The 18,939-nt window shown below is 57.7% G+C and carries 18 protein-coding genes; 9 read left to right on the top strand and 9 right to left on the bottom strand.

Features of this window, described 5'->3' with window-relative positions:
- Positions 1-335 (top strand): hypothetical protein (locus tag RWS31_RS09970; protein WP_314598018.1); only part of this gene is annotated, 335 nt, incomplete at its 5' end.
- 286 nt (positions 336-621) lie between these two features.
- Here RWS31_RS09970 and RWS31_RS09975 read toward each other — a convergent pair.
- The 6 genes from RWS31_RS09975 to RWS31_RS10000 form a co-directional block, all read right to left on the bottom strand.
- On the bottom strand, positions 622-1,092 hold the full coding sequence (locus RWS31_RS09975) for a hypothetical protein (RefSeq protein WP_314598020.1): 471 nt from the start codon (positions 1,090-1,092) through the stop codon (positions 622-624).
- Between the two features lie 30 nt (positions 1,093-1,122).
- Positions 1,123-1,845, bottom strand: a complete 723-nt coding sequence (locus tag RWS31_RS09980; protein ID WP_314598022.1) for a zinc-ribbon domain-containing protein — start codon at positions 1,843-1,845, stop codon at positions 1,123-1,125.
- Between the two features lie 156 nt (positions 1,846-2,001).
- On the bottom strand, positions 2,002-2,370 hold the full coding sequence (locus tag RWS31_RS09985) for a DUF1232 domain-containing protein (RefSeq protein WP_314598024.1): 369 nt from the start codon (positions 2,368-2,370) through the stop codon (positions 2,002-2,004).
- A 96-nt stretch (positions 2,371-2,466) separates the two neighbouring features.
- On the bottom strand, positions 2,467-3,075 hold the full coding sequence (locus RWS31_RS09990; protein ID WP_314598026.1) for a hypothetical protein: 609 nt from the start codon (positions 3,073-3,075) through the stop codon (positions 2,467-2,469).
- The gene (locus RWS31_RS09995; protein ID WP_314598027.1) at positions 3,038-3,640 is read right to left on the bottom strand and encodes a hypothetical protein; all 603 of its coding nucleotides are present in this window, start codon (positions 3,638-3,640) and stop codon (positions 3,038-3,040) included. The genes RWS31_RS09990 and RWS31_RS09995 overlap by 38 nt, the downstream gene beginning before the upstream one ends.
- A 102-nt stretch (positions 3,641-3,742) precedes the next feature.
- A complete protein-coding gene (locus tag RWS31_RS10000) occupies positions 3,743-5,575 on the bottom strand; it encodes an acyltransferase family protein (RefSeq protein ID WP_314598029.1) in 1,833 nt (610 codons plus the stop codon).
- Positions 5,576-5,835: 260 nt separating this feature from the next.
- Here RWS31_RS10000 and thiT point away from each other — a divergent pair, with 260 nt between their 5' ends.
- From thiT to RWS31_RS10040, 8 genes are all read left to right on the top strand, one after another.
- Complete coding sequence (thiT, locus tag RWS31_RS10005; RefSeq protein WP_314598031.1) at positions 5,836-6,477, top strand: energy-coupled thiamine transporter ThiT; 642 nt, start codon at positions 5,836-5,838, stop codon at positions 6,475-6,477.
- Between the two features lie 40 nt (positions 6,478-6,517).
- On the top strand, positions 6,518-7,396 hold the full coding sequence (rarD, locus tag RWS31_RS10010; RefSeq protein WP_314598033.1) for an EamA family transporter RarD: 879 nt from the start codon (positions 6,518-6,520) through the stop codon (positions 7,394-7,396).
- 169 nt (positions 7,397-7,565) lie between these two features.
- Positions 7,566-8,525, top strand: coding sequence for a YybS family protein (locus RWS31_RS10015; protein ID WP_314598035.1), 960 nt, complete (start codon positions 7,566-7,568; stop codon positions 8,523-8,525).
- Positions 8,526-8,573: 48 nt separating this feature from the next.
- On the top strand, positions 8,574-10,607 hold the full coding sequence (locus RWS31_RS10020; protein ID WP_314598039.1) for a DHH family phosphoesterase: 2,034 nt from the start codon (positions 8,574-8,576) through the stop codon (positions 10,605-10,607).
- A complete protein-coding gene (gene rplI, locus RWS31_RS10025; protein WP_006193949.1) occupies positions 10,558-11,004 on the top strand; it encodes a 50S ribosomal protein L9 in 447 nt (148 codons plus the stop codon). The genes RWS31_RS10020 and rplI overlap by 50 nt, the downstream gene beginning before the upstream one ends.
- 16 nt (positions 11,005-11,020) lie before the next feature.
- Positions 11,021-13,075 (top strand): Lon family ATP-dependent protease, encoded by a 2,055-nt coding sequence (lonC, locus tag RWS31_RS10030; protein ID WP_314598040.1) that lies wholly within the window; start codon positions 11,021-11,023, stop codon positions 13,073-13,075.
- 1 nt (position 13,076) lies between these two features.
- Positions 13,077-14,402, top strand: coding sequence for a replicative DNA helicase (dnaB, locus tag RWS31_RS10035; protein ID WP_314598042.1), 1,326 nt, complete (start codon positions 13,077-13,079; stop codon positions 14,400-14,402).
- 15 nt (positions 14,403-14,417) lie between these two features.
- Positions 14,418-15,899 carry a glycoside hydrolase family 32 protein gene (locus RWS31_RS10040; RefSeq protein ID WP_314598043.1) on the top strand — a complete coding sequence of 494 codons (1,482 nt, stop codon included), beginning with the start codon at positions 14,418-14,420 and terminating at the stop codon, positions 15,897-15,899.
- A gap of 87 nt (positions 15,900-15,986) precedes the next feature.
- On the opposite strand, the gene cptIN is transcribed toward RWS31_RS10040, so the two are convergent.
- From cptIN to ahpC, 3 genes are all read right to left on the bottom strand, one after another.
- Positions 15,987-16,463 carry a type III toxin-antitoxin system CptIN family toxin gene (gene cptIN, locus RWS31_RS10045; RefSeq protein ID WP_314598045.1) on the bottom strand — a complete coding sequence of 159 codons (477 nt, stop codon included), beginning with the start codon at positions 16,461-16,463 and terminating at the stop codon, positions 15,987-15,989.
- 179 nt (positions 16,464-16,642) lie between these two features.
- Positions 16,643-18,295 carry an FAD-dependent oxidoreductase gene (locus RWS31_RS10050; RefSeq protein ID WP_314598047.1) on the bottom strand — a complete coding sequence of 551 codons (1,653 nt, stop codon included), beginning with the start codon at positions 18,293-18,295 and terminating at the stop codon, positions 16,643-16,645.
- A gap of 1 nt (position 18,296) precedes the next feature.
- On the bottom strand, positions 18,297-18,860 hold the full coding sequence (gene ahpC, locus RWS31_RS10055; protein ID WP_314598049.1) for an alkyl hydroperoxide reductase subunit C: 564 nt from the start codon (positions 18,858-18,860) through the stop codon (positions 18,297-18,299).
- Positions 18,861-18,939 lie beyond the last annotated feature (79 nt).

Genomic DNA, 18,939 nt, shown 5'->3' on the forward strand with positions numbered 1-18,939 from the left:
CGCCAGCGTTCGTCCTGAGCCAGGATCAAACTCTCCGAAAAAACTTGGTCTTTTTCCGCTATGCTGCGTCACGGCTTCGTCGCGTTTCCTCAGCGCACACGAGTGCGCTTCCGGGTCGCGACTTCGCCGTTCCTTGCCTAGCGAAAAAATCCCTGCGTTTTTTCTCTACATCCAACATGGTTGCATTGGATGCAGAGAACTTTGCATTCAGTTTGCAGAGAGCCGAATTGGCTCTTTTTATCTTTGGATACGATTCTTTCGAACCGCATAAAGAAATTGTCGATTGCTTTTACAATTGTAGTTCACAATCGATGTTTCATCAAGATTTCTCTTGATGGACATCTGGCTTGAATCATATAGATGATTCATTTCTGCATTGTTTAGTTTTCAAGGAACACCGCCGAATTGCTTCGGCTGTTCGCCGCTCGTTCTTCACAGGCGGCTCGACTATCGTACTTCATCCACGAGGGATTGTCAAGCACTTTTTTGAAGTTTTTTCGAGCGTCTTGCTGTCACTCGCCGCAACAGCAAATAGTATGATACACGAAAGCGGACGGACTGTCAACACCTTTTTTTAAAAAGTGGAAAGTCCGCCCGCCGATTGATGCACCAGAAGTATGCTCAGTCGGAATATCCTGTCCAGATCTTATAGACCTTGCCTTTGCCATCGACATAGAAATCCAGCGAGATCAGCCCCCAACCATAGGAATAGCAGTAGCCTTGATTTTCCTTGTGCCCCTGTGGCAATGTGCCATAGGCGCGCTGTATATCCGTCAGTGTGCTGCCCACATGGATGCCGCGCGGCGTCGCGATGCCGTTGTTTGCCGTAGTCATAATGGAAGATACACTCATCCGCGTGGCCTCAATCGCCACAACGAACGAATCGCCGTAGTGATAAATCCAAAGCGGGATATCACCAGAATATGGCGTTCCCTCATGATAATCGACCCAATCAGGCTCCCCGTAGACATTTTTCACATAGTCCGCATCAGCGCCGAACTTTATGCCGCCGAGCGCATAATCCGCATCAGGCAGACGCGCCGCCGAGCAGAGATTCGCTGCAAGCAACAGGGCGGCAATCAATGAAAGCATCACACATCTCTTCATAAAGAACAACCCCTTTCACTGCAGTGGGTCTGGACCGAAACGATTCGGACCGGGTGTGCCGGGCTTGAAGAGGAGCAACAACTCCAAAACAATATTCGCAAGCGGCACGAAACCGAGAAGGACGAGCCACCCCGACCAATCATTGTCGTGGCAACGACGGATTTCTAAGGAAATGCTAATGACCGTTGCTGGAATATATAAGACGAAGATGACCGCATAGAGGAAGATCAAGAGCACTATACCAAGCTCAGCCGAACTTCCAGCAATCTTAGCGATAATTAGACCGAGGATAAAGGAAACAATCTGCACGATAATGGAACTGACAAACCAGACGGCCAGAAGGCGCAAAACGTACGGCTTGCGATTCAATCGGCCTTCAAAGGAAAGAAGCTTTTCCTTCCATCCGACCAAAGCTCCGGCCGCCCCCGCTGCACTTGCCCCGTCACCGAAAGCGTCTCCTCGCATGCCAAGCGGCGGAATATTGGTCGGGCGAGGCATCGGCTGTTCATCAGTCGGCGGTGCAGACGGTACACCTGGTGCTTGCGCCTGCGACGCCTGCTGTGTCGTTCCTTCAGAAACAGCCTGTCCGCATTCAGGGCAGAAGCACATACCTGCCTGCACAGCGGCGCCGCAGTGTGCACATTTGCACTCTTCGGGCTGTGTCATACCGCATTGCGGGCAATATTTCGCGTCGCTCCCCAATGGGATGCCACATCCCACACATTTTTTCAAGGCCATAAATCTCATCTCCTTGCAACTACAGAAAAATCATCTTCTTGTTTCACTATAAGAGTATCTTTCTCTGCCGGATGAGAAAATCCTTCCCTCTAAAAAGAAAGCAGCCCATAATCCTATGAGCCGCCCAAATCCATGCATCCCTATACCGTATAATAGTCAGCGAAAGATCGCCACGATGCCCCAGACGATCAAGGCGATCCACGCGATAAGTACAATTGAGGCGAGTGCAACGATGTACGGCAGACGTCGTCCGAGTCGCTCAGCCTTCACCTGTGCATCCGCACGCACGTGTGGCGGCAGAAAGCGGATCAGACCGAAGACCGCCGCCGGCAAAATCACCGCATCGTCGACCATGCCGAGAACAGGAATGGCATCTGGAATGATGTCGATCGGGCTGATGCAGTAGAACAGTCCGATGAGAAACGCCGCCTTGATTGCTACAGGCGTGCGAGAATCCTTGAGTGCCACCATCATGACGAGCAAATCTTCACGAAACATCTTCAAAAAGGAAAAGAGCTTCCACATAAAAACGCCTCCCTGCCAAAATCATCTCGCAACAGAGTCACAAGCGAAAAGAGAGAACGCCCTGCGTCCTCTCTCGTATTCTTCCGCCTTGTATGTTCACGGCGCTGCAGCGACCTTTTCCTGCTCACACATGACCTGAGCCAAATCTTCCTTGGAAACGCCCAGATCGACATCCGTATCGACGACAGCCGTAAAGAATGAACCTTTCTTGTAAACGGCCTGCGCGCCCTTGATGAAAAGGCCGCCGACAACCCCCTGTGTGAGAGCATTGTCGTGATGGGCGACCTTCTTTTCTTCCGTGCCGCGCAGTGGAACCGTGATTCCGTTTTCCGTTTGCACAGACTTCATCTCTATCACGAGGAGACCCGAGCGCCCATATACGCCAGCAGGGCGGTTCTTTGCGACAACGGCGCGCACATCCGCCTTCGAGCGAATCACCACCACGCCGTTCAACCGCAAGTCACCGAGCACGACGACGGGAACAAAATCTCCCTCGCTTACATCCTTGGATGACACCTCTCGCTCCAAGCGAAGGGAAAGCTCCGTGCCAGCGGGGATATAGGCATGTCCTTCTTCCACCCCCTCCGGCGCAGAAGCCTCTGCAAGATGTGCAAGCAGCATCAAGCACGCAACAAGACCCGTAAGGCACAGAAAATGCCCCCACGCCTCACTGCGCAAGGTCAACGCCGCTATTTTCTGCCACAAACGACTGAATCTTTGCATTTCCCTTCTCCATCGCATCCGTCAGCGCATTGACGATCGGGGACTTGAATCCGACACCGCCAAATACCGTCTTGTTATCGTCCGAACTCGTCGTCTTGAAGGCGTACAGCTTGTCTGCTTTTGCCGCATAAACTTTGTACGCGAGCTTCGTCTTCACCGTGACCTTCACCTGAAAAAATGACTCGTGGCGCGAAGCGTGTAATTCGGCAATTTCCATTGCCACGACGTAGTCTGCGCCCGTCGCCTCCGCAACGGCCTTCATCTGATCCTTGTCGGGAAGCTCCTCGTCCTCCGTCGTATAGCCAGTCGTTGAGAGGGCGCTTTGCGTTTCAGCATTCGGCACGACCATGTAACCTGCCGCCGAGAAGTAGTTCGTGTACTTTTCCGCCACCGTTTCGTCCACATATCCCTGTTTTTCCTCCGAAGAATTGAGATATTGAACCACGGCGATTTTCGCGCCATTTTGCATGCCTGTCTCTGCGGGAGAAGCCGCACAGATGCTGCAGACAGAAAGCGCCATAAGTAAAACACAGAAAATTTTGTTCATCCAAAACACCTCACAAATAGAACCATAAAAACCCTCTACGCCTTGTAAAATTCGACTAAAATTTCTCAAATCCTTTTCTTATCTCATATTTCTTAGCAAATCTCACTTCGCCAACGCTTCCGCCAGCGCATCGTGCACGAGCTTTGCGTACTGCTCCGTCCCCGCGTCGTTCGGATGCACGCCGTCGCCCGAGAGCCATTCGGGGTGCTTCGATACGAGTCCATACCAGTCGATGACTGTCACATTCTTATTCTCGGCGGCCATCTTTCGGATGTATTCATTGTTCGGATCCTGCCACGAAAGGTGCGGCGCGTATACATTAACCCAGAAAATGCGGCGGCTCGATCCCAAAAGCTTCAAAAGTCCCTGCGTCTGTTCCACATAGCGCTCGCCGGCAGCGAGTGGCCCGTTCGTGCCGAGCGAGACGACGACGATGCTGCCGAGCCTGCCCTGCGCCGCAAGGCTTTGCGCGGCTTCGATTCCGCCGCCCACATAGCGCGAGACTTCCGCATCGACCGCGCAGCCGGGCAGCGCCTTCTGCAAATCTTCCGCCGCAGAGAGCATGACCGAATCGCCGATGCAGGCGACGCCTGAAAGATCCACCGCCTTCATGCGTGCCGCCTTGTCCTCTGCGGCTTTTGCCGCCGCTGCCTTCTCAGCTTCTTCCTTCTGCCGCGCGAGTTCTGCTGCATTCTTTTCAAGACGTGCATTGAGCTGCGCGCGCGCTTCCGCCTTGTAGCCAGCAGGCGCCGCAAGCCCCTTGCAACCGAAGCCCATCAAAAAGACGCCGCACAGAGTGAAGGCGAGAAAGCACGCTCCCTGCACATAGACGAGGCGATTGCCGAACGCAGGCAGTTCACGCCTGCCGATGCTCTTCGTCAACGCCTCCGTCCACATGGCGAGCAGCAAGATGACGGCGATCTCCCACGCGGCAAAATACGGCATCGCTTCCCAGCCCTTTTGTTGAAACAGGAAGATCACGGGGTACTGCCAGAGAAAGATGCCATAGCTGCGCGTGCCAATCCAGCGAAAGACGCGCATATCAAGAAACTTGCCAATCGTCATGCCGCGATCCGCCGTGATCGCGAGCAAAAGACAGAACAGAAGCGTCACAAGGAACATGCCGCCCCGATAGAGCAGCGGATTCGCGCCGTCGAGGAAAACGCACGCGAAGAGGGCGGCGACGAGCAGAAGCTCGAAGCTGACGAACTCTGCGATCTCGCGCCAAAGCGGATTCTTCTTCGCCGCAGAAGTCCCCGCACGCCAAAGCCCCATCGCCGCTCCCAAGAGGAGCGCAAAGACACGCGTATCCGTGCCATAGTAAAGGCGCGTCACATCTGCCCCCATCTGATACGAAAGCGGCATAAGGAACGCCGTCCCCAAACCGAGCGCGGCGATGATCGCTATGCCCGCCCCTCTCCCCAAGCAATGCGAGGCAAGCGTATAAAGAAGAAAGAGCAGCGGCCATAAGATGAATGCATATTGCAGCTCGATGCCCATGAACCACAGATGCGTGAACGGCGATGCATTGGCGATGCGCGTGAAATAGTCGGCGTGCGCAGCAATCTGCCACCAGTTGTTATAGCCGAGCACGACGGAAAGGACTTCTTCGCGCATGTCCATGACCGTCTCGGGAAGCACGAAGGAATACACGCCGAGAGTCACGAGGAGCACGACGACGAGAGCGGGATACATGCGCAAAAGGCGTTTCAAAAAATAGCGTCCGAGAGAAAATTCGCCCGCGAACCGTTCTCGCTCCGTCGTATAGGCGAGAAGATACCCCGTCAAAACAAAAAACAAGGATACCCCGAGGTATCCTCCTTTCACCACATCGGGAAATATATGAAACAACGTGACGCCGACGATCGCCAAGGTGCGCAGAGCATCGAGACCTTGAATCCGATTCGTCGGTCTTCCTCCAACGTAATCCGCCATAAATCCACCATCCTTTGTGTGCTCTCCATTATCGCATAAACGAAAAGGCTCTTCAAGGGATTTTCGTTTGCTTTCGTGAGGGACGAATTGTATAATTAAGAAAACGACGCCCCCTGCTCGGACTTTTGAAAGAGGCTCCTGCAGATCTAGATACAGAGTCTATACGAAAGGAGCGTCTGCAGCGTCATGAAGGCACTCTGTGATACAAATATCATTCTCGACGTACTGTTGGCAAGAGAACAATGAAAGGACGGATAAATATGGACACTCTGCTGCAAAACATCTCAGCCATTCTTGAGCATCCGGCGAGCCTCATCGCGCTTATCGCCGTGCTCTTCGCGATTCTCTCGCACCTCTACTTCAGGCGCGTGCGGCTCACGACGCCGATGATCGTGACCATCGCCCTCATGCTCGCGATGACCGTCATACTGCACCAGTTTCGCCTCTACCACATGCCGCAGGGCGGCAGCGTGACGCTCGGTGCGATGGTGCCGCTACTCTTCGTTTCCTATCGCTATGGAGTCGGTACAGGCTGCCTTGCCGGCTTCCTCTACGGCATCTTCAACATGATGCAGGATCCCTATCTGCTGCACCCCGTGCAGGTGCTCTTCGACTACCCGCTGCCCTACATGGCGCTCTCGCTCGCCGCACTCTTTCCCGCACACCGCATGGCGTCGACGGCGCTCGCCTTCCTCGCGCGCTTTTTCTGCCACATCGTGAGCGGCGTCGTATTCTTCGCGTCCTACGCTCCCGCAGGCACAAGCCCCCTCGTCTACTCGCTGACCTTCAACGCGACGTACCTCGTTCCCGAGTGCCTGATCTGCTTCGCCCTCTTGAAGGTGCTGCCCGTAGATAGGCTCATGGCTGCGATGGATCGCCAAACGGCGCCGCACGCGCACTGATCATCCCATTCACACAAAACAGAAAGAAGTTTTTCATCCTATGGAACAAAAAAAGCGCGGCATGATCGCCGCCCTCTCCACCTATATCATCTGGGGTTTTCTGCCGCTCTACTGGAACCTCCTCACTGCGGCTTCCGCCGCTGAAATCCTCGCGCATCGCATCTCATGGTCGTTCGTCTTCATGCTGCTCGTCCTCGCCGTCTCCAAACGCTGGCAGAACTTCTGCCAGGATTGCAGCGCACTCCGTCAAAACCGACGGCGTGCGCTGCTCCTTTTCGGCGCTTCGATCCTCATCACCATCAACTGGCTGACCTATATATGGGCGGTCAATAACGGTCACGTCATCGACACGAGTCTCGGCTACTACAGCACTCCGCTGATGAACGTCGCGCTCGGCGTCGTGCTCTTCAAGGAACGGCTCACGCCGTCCGCACGCGTCAGCGTCCTCCTCGCCTTCTGCGGCGTCGTGCTCATGACCGTGCAGATCGGCAAACTGCCGTGGGTCGCGCTCGTGCTCGCCCTGACCTTCGGGCTCTACGGCGCACTGAAGAAGAAGCTCGCGCTGCATCCCTTTTCAAGCATCACGCTCGAAACCCTGCTCGTACTGCCCATATTCCTGCCCTACGCCGTCTATCTAGCAGGTGAGCCGACGAGTCAGTTCAGCCTGGCGACGCCGCGTGAAATGCTGCTCCTCATCGGCTCCGGCGCTGCCACCGCCACGCCGCTCATCCTCTTCTCCTACGGCGCGAACCTCCTGCCCTTGAACGTCCTCGGCTTCTTCCAATACCTGAGTCCGACGATCGCACTTCTCCTCGGCGTATTCTTCTTCCACGAGCCTTTCGGCGCAGCTCAGCTCTCCGCCTGCGCCTGCATCTGGACGGCTCTTTTGATCTTCACGCTCTCCGAGCGCGTGCGTTGAGCTGTGACTTCTCACATAGATATGCTCAGGTGTAGCTTCAATCTCGCCACTATTGCTCCCGCTATATATAATGTTTAACAATCGCCGCCTTTTCTGCTATAATAGAGTATCGCGACAAAAATAGCCGCGGCTTGAAAAGAGCGTCGGCTTGATTCAGAGAGGATGGAATATGACGATGCGACAGATCTCGCCGGGGCAGGAGCGTTGGGCTCTCCTCATCATGGCGTTTCTCTTTGCGCTTGCCGCACCGTTTCTGCCGGTTTTGGGCGTGGTCTTTCTTCTGGGCTGGACAGCGCCGCTGGTCGTCTTGATCGTGCGCCATGGCTACGTCTATGCCGTGCCCAGCGTCGTCCTTGCGGCCGGTTTCTACTACGCCGTGCTCGGCGCTCTGGGGGCACTGCATACGCTTTTTCTCGTCGTGCCGCTGGCGTTCTTCTTAGGATTCGGCCTTCGCCGCAAATGGGAGGCAGTGCGCCTCATCAAGTGGGGCCTCGTGATCTCGCTTTCGGGCACGCTCGTCTCGCTGCTCTTTGCAGCGCTCATCTTCGGCGTTGACCCGCTGGCGCCCTTTATCGAAGCTGTGCGCGAGTCGTACCAGGGACTCGGCTCTGCCATGCAGTCGAGCGGTAGCCTTACGCCGACCGAGACACAGGCTTTGGAGAAGCAGGTCGCCTCGCTCGTCGAGACGGTCTCTCTGATCGCACCGACAATCTTCGTCGTGGAATCGGCTCTCGCTGTCCTCGTGAACTTCGTCGCCGCGGGCGTCCTATTCTCTCGTATTGGTCAGAAGATGCCGTCCTTGCCACCGTTTCGCGAGTGGCGCTTTTCCGTCTACTTCCTCTTCCTCTTCGGCTTTTCCCTCGTGGGGCTTTACTGGGGCGGCACGCGACACATTTCTCTTCTCTACGAAGCGTCGCTCAACGGCGATATCATCGCGACGTTCGCGGGTCTCATCCAGGGCTTTTCGCTCTTGTGGTATGTGGCCGACCACTGGAAGATCGGACGCTTCTGGCGCTTTACGCTCGTCGCCTTCGCCGTTTTGAGCGCATTTCTCATGCAGCTCATCGCCTTTACGGGGCTTTTCGATATGTACTTCGACTACCGCCGCCGCTTCAGCCGTCGGCGCTAGGAGATGCCGTCCCAGCGGCATTTTCCAATCTCATAGGAGGTGGCTTTCTTGCCCCGAAATCTGTCGGCGTGGGTGGACGCCTGCGTCCACCTCGCCGCTTTGCTGGCACTCGTTTTGGTGCTGTCTTATTACAACACTTATGTAGCTTCGATCGCTTTTGTCGTCTGGCTGCTCGTCGCGCTCTTCGCGCGTGAGCGCTGCCGTGCACGGCACTCCGCTTTCGACTCCTACTGCCGCGACGTCGTGCGCAACGTCAGTGAGGTGACGAACTTCGCGATCGAGCGACTGCCGCAGGCAGTCGTCATCGTCAACCCCGAGGGGCGCATCGCTTGGACGAACAGTATCGCCAAAGAGTATCTGGGGGAGAATCCCGAGCCGGGACTTTCCCTCAAGGATTTCTGGCCGGGCGTCATCTTAGAGCCAATCTGGGGCGCGTCGGGCGAGTATGTGTTCGCCCATGAAACGCACTATTACAAGGTGCGCTACCGCCCCATCGTGACGTCGGACGACATCCAGGGCCTCATGGCGCTCTACGTGGAAGACTGGACGGAATACGAGGAGATGCGCATCTTCTTCAAGAACAGCCGCGCCGTACTCGCCTACATCCAAATCGACAATTTCGACGAGGTCATGCAGGGACTTTCAGAGGCGGAGCGCACGGCGCTGCTCTTCGAGGCGAACCGCCGTCTTGACGAATGGCTCAAGGGACTCGGCGGATTCATGCGCCGCGTGAGCGACGATCTCTACGTCGCTGTGCTGGAGCGAAAATCCCTCGACCGCGCGATCGAGGAGCACTTCGATATCCTCGACCGCGTGCGCAACCTGCAAAGTACGAACCGCCTGCCGCTGACGCTTTCCATGGGGCTTGCCGTCGCGGAAGAGCAGTCGATGGAAGAGCTTGGCCGAGAAGCGCAGGCGGGACTCGACCTCGCGCTCGGGCGCGGCGGAGACCAAGTCGCCGTGCGCATGGGCGGCAAGAACCAGTTCTTCGGCGGCAAAGCGAAGGCGGTCGAGAAACATACGCGCGTCAAGGCGCGCGTCGTCGCTCACGCCGTGCGCGAGATCATCGAGAATGCCGACGAAGTCTTCATCATGGGGCACCACAACGAGGACTTCGACTGCTTCGGCGCAGCGATCGGCGTGGCGAAGATGGCGCACGAACTCAAAAAGCCCGTTCATATCGTCTTGAGCGATATGAATGAGGGCATCGACAAGCTCACCGATCTTTTGCGGAACGCGCCCGAATACGAGGGCCTGCTCATTCGTGCCGAGGACTTGGATACGATCGATTCCTTGAATCCCGTGCTCTTCGTCGTCGACACGCACATCCCGCACCTCGTCGCCGCGCCCGTGCTCCTAGAGCGCATCGCGCAGGTCATCGTCATCGACCACCATCGCCGTTCGGGCGAAAGCTTCATCAAGTCGCCGTTGCTCGTCTACATCGAGCCGGCATCGAGCTCGACGAGCGAGCTTGTGACGGAGCTTCTGATGTACTTCAGCGACGACCTCGTGCTCTCGCGCCTCGCGGCGACAGCGCTCTATTCAGGCATCGTCGTCGATACGAAGAATTTTACCGTGCAGACGGGCATCCGCACCTTCGAAGCAGCGGCCTACCTTCGGCGAGGAGGCGCGGATCCCGTCGTCGTACGACATCTGTTCCGCGCGGACTTCGATACGGAGAAGGCGCTGTCCGCAGCGAAAGCGGGAGCGCGTCTTTTCCCTGGCGGACTCATCACGGCGCGATTCCCTGCCGTCATTCCGAACGTGCAGGCGATCGCAGGCCAAGTCGCAGACGCACTCCTTCGCATCGAGGGCGTGCGCATGAGCCTCGTCTTCTTCCAGCTCGATGCCGACACCGTCGGCATCAGCGCCCGCTCAACGGGCGAGCTGAACATGCAGGTCATCATGGAAAGCTTCGGCGGCGGCGGCCATCAGAACGTCGCAGGCGCACAGGTCAAGGGCGAGCCGCTCGCCTCAATCGAGGAGCGCGCCATCGCCATCAGTGAGAAACATATAGAGGAGAATGATAAAGATGAAAGTGATATTGCAGCAGGACGTCAAGAAGGTCGGAAGCAAGGGTGACATCGTCGAGGTTTCGGAAGGCTACGGCAGGAACTTCCTGTTGCCCAAGAAGCTCGCCGTCGAAGCGACAGCGGCGAACCTTGAGACGGCGAAGCAGAAGGCGAATTCCGCCGCAAGGAAGAAGCAGCAGGCGACCGACGAAGCGCGTCTTCTGGCCGCGCAGCTCGAAAAGGTCAGCGTCAAGGTCGCCGTACGCATCGGTGAAGGCGGCAAGCTCTTCGGCTCGGTCACGGGAAAAGACGTCGCCGACGCACTCGCCAAGGAGCACGGCATCGACGTCGACCGCCGCAAGATTTCTCTGAAGAGCGAGGTCACGGGCGCGGGCGAATACGAGGCAGTGATCAAGGTACATCCCGAGATTCAGAGCACGATCCGCGTTCTCGTCGTCGCCGAATGAAGAGGAAAGAGGTATCATGCTGAAATTTTTCAAGCGTCTTTTCTCAAGCCCTGCAACGCCCGCACCTGAACCTCAGGCCGATGCGGCGACAGAGCGCCTCGACCGCGAGATCGACGCGCTCTATTCGATTCTCGCCGACGAGGCGGGATCGGACAGGCTCGTCATCAAGGCGGGCAAGATGGATGCCATGCGCCTCATGCGCTCGCCCGTTCGCGGCGAGCGCGTTCTTGCGCTTGAGCGCATCGTTTACGAGAACCCGACGATCGAGCGCGTGCCGACGGAGTCGGAGATTCCCGCCATCCTCGTCGAGCTTTCCGAGCGCATCGCCGACATCATGGCGCGGCGCAGCATGGAGGACAAGATCGAGCAGAAGATTCAAGAAAAGCTTGAAGAGAACCATCAGGACTATGTGCAGGACATCCGCATGCAGGTCTTGAAGGACGAGAAGAGCGCGATCGAGTCGCCGCAGGCGGCGAAGAAGCGCGAGGAACTTGAAGCGCTCGAAAAGGTTCACCTCACGCAGTCCGTCATGGAGCTTCTGCGCCCCAAGACGCTCGAAGAGGTCATCGGCCAAGAGCGTGCCGTCAAGGCGCTCGCCTCGAAGCTTGCCTCGCCCTACCCGCAGCACCTCCTGCTCTACGGACCTCCGGGCGTCGGCAAGACGACGGCGGCACGCATCGTCCTCGAAGCCGTCAAGAAGGAGGCGCACTCGCCTTTTGCCGAGAACGCGCCCTTCGTCGAGACGGACGGCACGACGCTGCGCTGGGATTCGCGCGACATGACGAACCCGCTCTTAGGCTCGGTGCACGATCCGATCTATCAAGGTGCGCGCCGCGACCTCGCCGACGGCGGCATCCCCGAGCCGAAGCCCGGCATGGTCACGGAAGCGCACGGCGGCATCCTCTTCATCGACGAGATCGGCGAGATGGACGAAATGCTGCAGAACAAGCTCCTGAAGGTGCTCGAAGACAAGCGTGCCTTCTTCGAGTCCGCCTACTACGACCATACGGACGAGAAGGTGCCGCCTTACATTCGGAAGCTCTTCGAGGAGGGCGCACCGGCTGACTTCGTGCTCATCGGCGCGACGACGCGCGACGCCTCGCACATCAACCCCGCGCTTCGCTCGCGCTGCGCGGAAATCTACTTCGAGCCTCTGACGCCCAAGCACATCGAGGAGATCGTGCAGAATGCGGCGAAGAAGCTCAAGGTCGAGGTCGCAGAGGAAGTCGTGCGCCTCATCAGCGAGTATACGACGGAAGGCCGCAAGGCGATCAACATCCTCGCCGACGCCTACAGCCTCGCGCTCTCGCGCACAAAAGAAGGCGAAGACGTCAAGATCTCCAAGGCAGACATCTACGAGGTCGCACAGGTCAGCCGCCTCTACCAGTTCGTGACGAAGAAGGCTTCGAAGAAACCCGAGGTCGGACACGTCTTCGGACTCGGCGTCGCGGGATTCCTTGGCTCCGTCATCGAGATCGAGGCCGTCGTCTTCCCCGCCGAGGAAAAGGGCAAGGGACAGGTGCGCTTCAACGAGACGGCGGGCAGCATGGCGAAGGACTCCGTATTCAACGCGGCCTCCGTGCTTCGTCATCTGACGGGCAAGAGCATCCACGACTACGACGTGCACATCAACGTCATCGGCGGCGGCAACATTGACGGCCCGAGCGCGGGCACGGCGATCCTCGCGGCGCTCGTCAGCGCCGTGACAGAGAAGCCGCTCAGGCAGGACGTCGCGGTCACGGGCGAAATCTCGCTCGCTGGACGCGTGCGCCCCGTCGGCGGCGTCTTTGAAAAGGCGTACGGCGCGAAGCAGGCGGGCATCCGGACGCTCGTCATCCCGAAGGAGAACGACAAGGACATCCCCGAGGGGCACTTGGGGCTTGACATCCACGCCGTCGAGACGGCGGAGGAAGCCTTCGCCGTGCTCTTTGCGCCCGAGGCGGACGGCGAGCCGCTGCGGCTGAAACTCGAAAAGCCGCAAGACAGTGAAAGAGACCGCGCCGACAGCGCGATGATCGACACGAAAAACTCCGCTGAATCATCACTCGAAAAGCCAAAGGAGGCCGTCTGAAATGGATCGCATGCCGCCCGCAAGCATCGAGGCCGAACAGGCCGTTCTCGGCGCAATGCTCTTAAAGCCCGACGCCGTGACGACCGCCGCCGAGGAACTGTCGGCGGACGACTTCTACCGTGAGACGCATCGTCTGATCTTCGAGGCCATGATGGAACTCAAGGAGCGCACGGAGCCTGTCGACCTCGTGACCTTGACCGAGCAGCTCAAGAAGGCGGACAAGCTCGCGAAGATCGGCGGCATCCCCGCGCTCTCTCTGATCGCGAACTCCGTGCCGACGGCGGCGAACGTGCATTACCACGCACGCATCGTGCATGAGAAAGCGCAGCTTCGCTCGCTGATCAACGCCGCGACGGAGATCGCGAGCGCCGCCTATGAGAGCGCCGACGAAGTCGAGGACATCATGGACAGCGCGGAAAAGCGCATCCTCCAAGTCGCTTCGGGCAAGCGCAGCAAGGACTTCGTGCCGCTGCAGGACATCCTTCTCGACACCCTGGAACAAATCGATCTGCGCTACAACAACAAGGGCAGCATCACGGGACTGCCGACGGGCTTTACGGAGCTTGACCATCTGACGGCAGGGCTTCAGAAGTCCGACCTCATCCTCGTCGCTGCACGCCCCTCGATGGGCAAGACGGCATTCACGCTCAACATCGCGGCGCACGTCGTGCTGCGCGCGAAAGAACCCGTTGCCTTCTTTTCTTTGGAGATGAGCAAGGAGCAGCTCGTGCAGCGTCTCCTGTGCTCGGAAGGGCGCATCGACTCGCAGCGCCTGCGCGTCGGCGAGCTTGAGGAAAAGGAGTGGGGCGACCTCATCGACACGGCGAACCGCCTTTCCGCCGCGCCGCTCTACATCGACGACACACCGGGCATCACCGTCATGGAACTGCGCTCGAAAGCGCGCCGCCTGAAGGCCGAGCACGGGCTTTCTCTCATCGTCATCGACTATCTGCAGCTCATGCAGGGACGCGCGAGCAAGAGCGGAGACAACCGCCAGCAGGAGATCTCGGAGATCTCGCGCTCCTTGAAGGCGCTCGCGCGTGAGCTGAACGTGCCCGTCATCGCGCTCTCGCAGCTTTCAAGAAGCGTCGAGTCGCGCCAGATCAAGCGTCCGATGCTCTCCGACCTGCGCGAATCCGGCTCTTTGGAGCAGGACGCCGACATCGTCATGTTCCTCTACCGCGAGGATTATTACGATCCCGAGACGGAGAACAAGAACATCACGGAAGTCATCATCGCCAAGCACAGGAACGGCCCCGTCGACACCGTCGATCTTACGTTCCTCAAACAGTTCACGAAGTTCGGCAATCTCTCACGCATGCAATAGACCTAGGAGGACACGATGGAATACGACAAGAAGGAACTTGACGCCCGCTTGAAGGACGAGCTGCACCATGCGGGTCACCGCTGGCGCAACCGCTTTCATCTGGAACTGCCATTCGGCTTCACAGGCAGTGTGAAGGGCCTCGTTTTCTTCCAGGGCGAGTACCATCTCTTCTGCCAGTGGAATCCCTTTTCTACCGAGGACAAGAACAAGGGCTGGGTCGAATTCAAGACGCGCGATTTCGTCTATTGGACCGATCCAAAGCTCGTCCTGTGGCCGACGGACGACAACGACCGCGACGGCTGCGGCTCCGGCTGCGCCTTCATCAACGGCGGGAACTTGCGCGTCTTTTACACGGGCAGACGCGAGGAAGAGGGAAAGCGTGCAAACCGCCAGATTCTCGGGACCATGACGAAAGATGGTGTCATCCGCAAAGACATGGTGCTTATCAAGGAACAGCCCGAGGGTTATACCGACCTCTTCCAGGGGCCACACTTCTTCGTGCGCGACAGCCATGCTTACGCGCTCCTCGGCGCACAGGCGGCGCCCACGGACGACGCACGCGGCTGCCTTCTGCTCTACCGCGAGGAGAAGGGACTCTTCCAATTTGCTGGTGAGCTCAAAACCCAGCTCGGCTTCTTCGGCAAGGTCTGGGAATGTCCTGCGCTCCTCTCCTTCGGCAAGCACGACGTACTCTTCTTCTCGCCGCGCGGCCTCTCTGATCGCGAATTCGATTGGCAGAACCTCTTCCAGTCGGGCTACATCGTGGGGCATCTGTCTCTTGCGGGACGCGAGATGATCCACGGCAAATTCCATGAGCTTGACCGCGGCTTCGACTTCTTCGCGCCGCATGTGGGCGTGCACGAGGGGCGTGCGCTGCTCTTCGGCTGGCTGAGCATGCCGCACAAGGATGAGGACTATCCGACGGGAGAGCACGGCTGGATGCACACCTTGACCCTGCCGCGCGTCTTGACGCTCAAGCAGGGCAAGATTTTCTCAAGACCCGCGCCCGAACTCAAGGCGCTTCGCGTAGCGAGGAGCGCGCGCGAACTCTCGGGACGCGCCATGCCGTCCCTCAAGACGGAGCTTGCCTACTGCTCGGAGATCCTCATGAACATCGTCATGGGCGTCGCCCAGCGCATCAAGATCGAGCTTCGCTACGGCAGGGAAAAGGTGAAGGTCAGCTACAACCGCGAGACGGACATCGTCGAGGTCAGCCGCGAGGGTATGAAGCTCGGCGGGCGCGGCGTGCGGAGCTTCAAGCTCTACACCTATCATTCGCTCGCCATGAACATCTTCATTGACCGCACAGCCATCGAGATCTTCTTCCAGAACGGCGAGGAGGTAGCTTCCTTCCTCGTCTTCCCCGAAGAGGACGTCGCTCCCGTCTTCTCTGTCGAGGCCGACTCCCCTATGGAAAAGGTCATGGGTTCAATCTGGGATCTCGACCGCCTGCGCTACGGAGAGCTCAAGTCACAGAAGAGAAAGTACAGGTTCTAGGAAATGAGAAAAAAGCCGCAGTCCACGCAATTTTGCGTCGACTGCGGCTTTTTTCTATGCGTAACGACTCCCAGTATAGCAAGTGTATCATCGTTGTGGCTTCTCAGACAATATATGATAAATTCGCATCACATCTGGCTGCGTAGGCAAAAACTTCACGCCATGTCGTATGAGCTTCAATACTTTGCGCGCTTTTTTCTCCAGTATTTTAATCTCATGTTCACTGGTAAGTCGGAGATGATTTCCTGCAATCGTATATTCTCGTTCGATGTATGAGGCGGTGATAGGAAACATATCTTGCAGAAGAAAGACGCTTTGATGGGAATCATCCAGCTTGATGATATGAAGCGTGTCGCATGGCTTTCCCTTTTGCGTTTTTTGCTTAATGATCCGCTGGAACTTTTCTATTTTGCTGGATAAAGGAATCATCCAATAGATGCCATCTTGTTCATCTTGAAAGCAATAGTAATGAGGACGGTTTCCCTGCTTATTTCCTTTCAGAAAGGGATCTGACATATCTGTGAAAAATTGCTCTTTAATGATATAAAACCCACTTGTTTTCATCCTATCACCTCAAAGAAATGACCCTCCGCATAATGCGGAGGGTTCACTTACAACCCGACCACTTATATACCGCATATCGGTCAGCGGTCCACTTGCAACCCGACCATTTATATACCGCATATCGGTCAGCGGGATACTTTCTATGCTCATTATAGCAAAGCTTCAAACACCTTGTCAATTCATGCGTGCGCTTCTTCCTGTTCGAGCAGGTCGAGGAGCTGCGAGATGTTCTTCTTGCCGAAGTGGAATTTCGCATCGTCGTCGATGAAGAAGCACGGCACGCTCATGATGTTGTACTGTTCCTTGATCTCGGGGAAGAGGCTCAAGTCGTAGACATCCGTCTTGACATGCGGGTTGAGCGTCGCGATGCGCTGAGCGCTCGTGACGAGCTCGGGGCACATCGTGCACGAGAGGCTTACCATGATGGTAATATGGTGATCCTCCTTGATCTTCTCGATGCGTGCGAGATCCTCGTCGGCGACCTTCTGTCCGGCGCTCGAGGCGTTGTAGAGGCCGAGCACGAAGCTCGTGAACTCGTGCCCGCCGGGGACGCCGTGGAAGGCGAGTCCCGCCCAGCTGCCGTCCGCATTGTAGATGCGCACGTTCGGCACGCCCATGCCGCCTGTGATCTCGACGGACAGCTTGTCCGTCATCTCTGCGAGCTGCGTCATGAAGTCGAGAAGCTCGCTTGAGCGCGGATCGTCACTCAGCGCGACCTCAAGGTGCAGAGGACGCTCCATGCGATCAAAGACCGTCATGAGCTGCTTCTTCATGTCGGCCGTGAAGGGGCCGGTCGTCGGAGCCGCCGCCTCTCCCTTCCCCGTGTCCTTCGCCGTGTGCTGCGCGGCGCGGCACACCTTGTGGTCTGTCTTCCGCCCCGTCTTCTCCTCCATCTTCATGGCGTACTTTTCCATCTCGGTCGCAGCGAGAGCGCCGTCTCCCGTCGCCGTCACGACCTGCCTGAGCGGCTTGATGCAGACGTCGCCCGCCGCATAGAGTCCTTCGACCGTAGTCCGCTGCTGGCGGTCGGTCACGATGTAGCCATGCTCGTCAAGCTCCGCCAGTCCCTTGACGAGATCGGTCGACGGCTGGTATCCCGCGAACACAAACACCCCGAAGGAATCTCCGCCCTCGGGTGTGAACACCGTGCGCTCGCCCGTCGCGAGATTTTTCCATGTGAGCTTTCGTGGCAGGGTGTCGCCCTCGACCGACTCGACCTCCGTCTGGAAGTGAATCGAAATCTTCTCATTGTCGCGTGCGGGCTGCGCCGTCGCGGGAGCGCATGTGAAGTCTTCCTCGCGCACGAGGATCGTCACATGCTTCGCGTACTTCGTGAGGAAGACGCTCTCCTCCGCCGCTGCAAAGCCGCCGCCGATGACGAAGACGTCCTTGCCCGTGAAGAACTCACCGTCGCACGTCGCACAGTAGGCGACGCCGTGCCCGCGAAATTCCTTCTCGCCCGCAAAGCCGATCTGGCGCGGATGTGCGCCCGTCGCGAGCAGTACGGTAAAAGCCTCATAGTCGCCGCGGCTCGTATGCACATGCCAAGTATCGCCCTTCTTTTCGAGCGAATTGACTTCGGCGAGCAGAAACTCCGCGCCGAAGCCTTCCGCCTGACGGTGCATCTTCGCCGTGAGGTCAGCGCCGCTCGTAGGGTCGCTGCCCGGATAGTTCACAACCTCCGCCGTCAGGGCGATCTGACCGCCGAAAGTCTCCTTCTCCACCACGAGCACACGGCAGCAGGCTCTTGCCAAGTAAAGCGCGGCGGTCAGCCCCGCAGGGCCGCCGCCGATCACTACTGCATCATAAAGCTCGTTTTTTTCCGCCGCCATCTCAGAGCGCTCCCACGAGGTCGAGCGTCGGCTTCAGCGTCTCGCCGCCAGGCTGCCATTTCGCCGGGCAAACCTCGTCGCCATGCTCCGCCACGAACTTGCAGGCCTGCAGCTTCCGCAGAAGCTCGTCCGCGTTGCGGCCGACATTGCCCGCGTTCACCTCGTAGGCGACGATCTTGCCCTCGGGGTTCACGATGAACGTGCCGCGCTCGGAAAGGCCGGCGTCCTCGATAAGCACATTGAAGTCACGCGCAAGAACGTGCGTCGGATCGGCGAGCATCGGGTAGGTGATCTTCTTGATGCGCTCGGAATGGTCATGCCATGCCTTGTGCACGAAGTGCGTGTCGCACGAGACGGAATAGACCTCGCAGCCCGCTTCCTTGAACTTCGCGTAGTTGTTCTCCAAGTCTTCAAGCTCCGTCGGGCAAACGAACGTGAAGTCTGCCGGATAGAAGAAGAATACGCTCCACTTGCCGAGCACATCCGCCTTCGTCACCGTGCGGAAGGCCTCATTCTGGTAAGCCTGTACAGCAAAATCTCCGATTTCCTTGTTGATTAACGACATTTTCAATCACTCCTAGCGAATAATTATTATTTGTTAGCTGATGAATAAAGAATATCACAGCATGCGACGATTGTCAAGC

It is taken from the genome of uncultured Selenomonas sp. (assembly GCF_963528755.1).
Lineage (GTDB): Bacteria > Bacillota > Negativicutes > Selenomonadales > Selenomonadaceae > Selenomonas.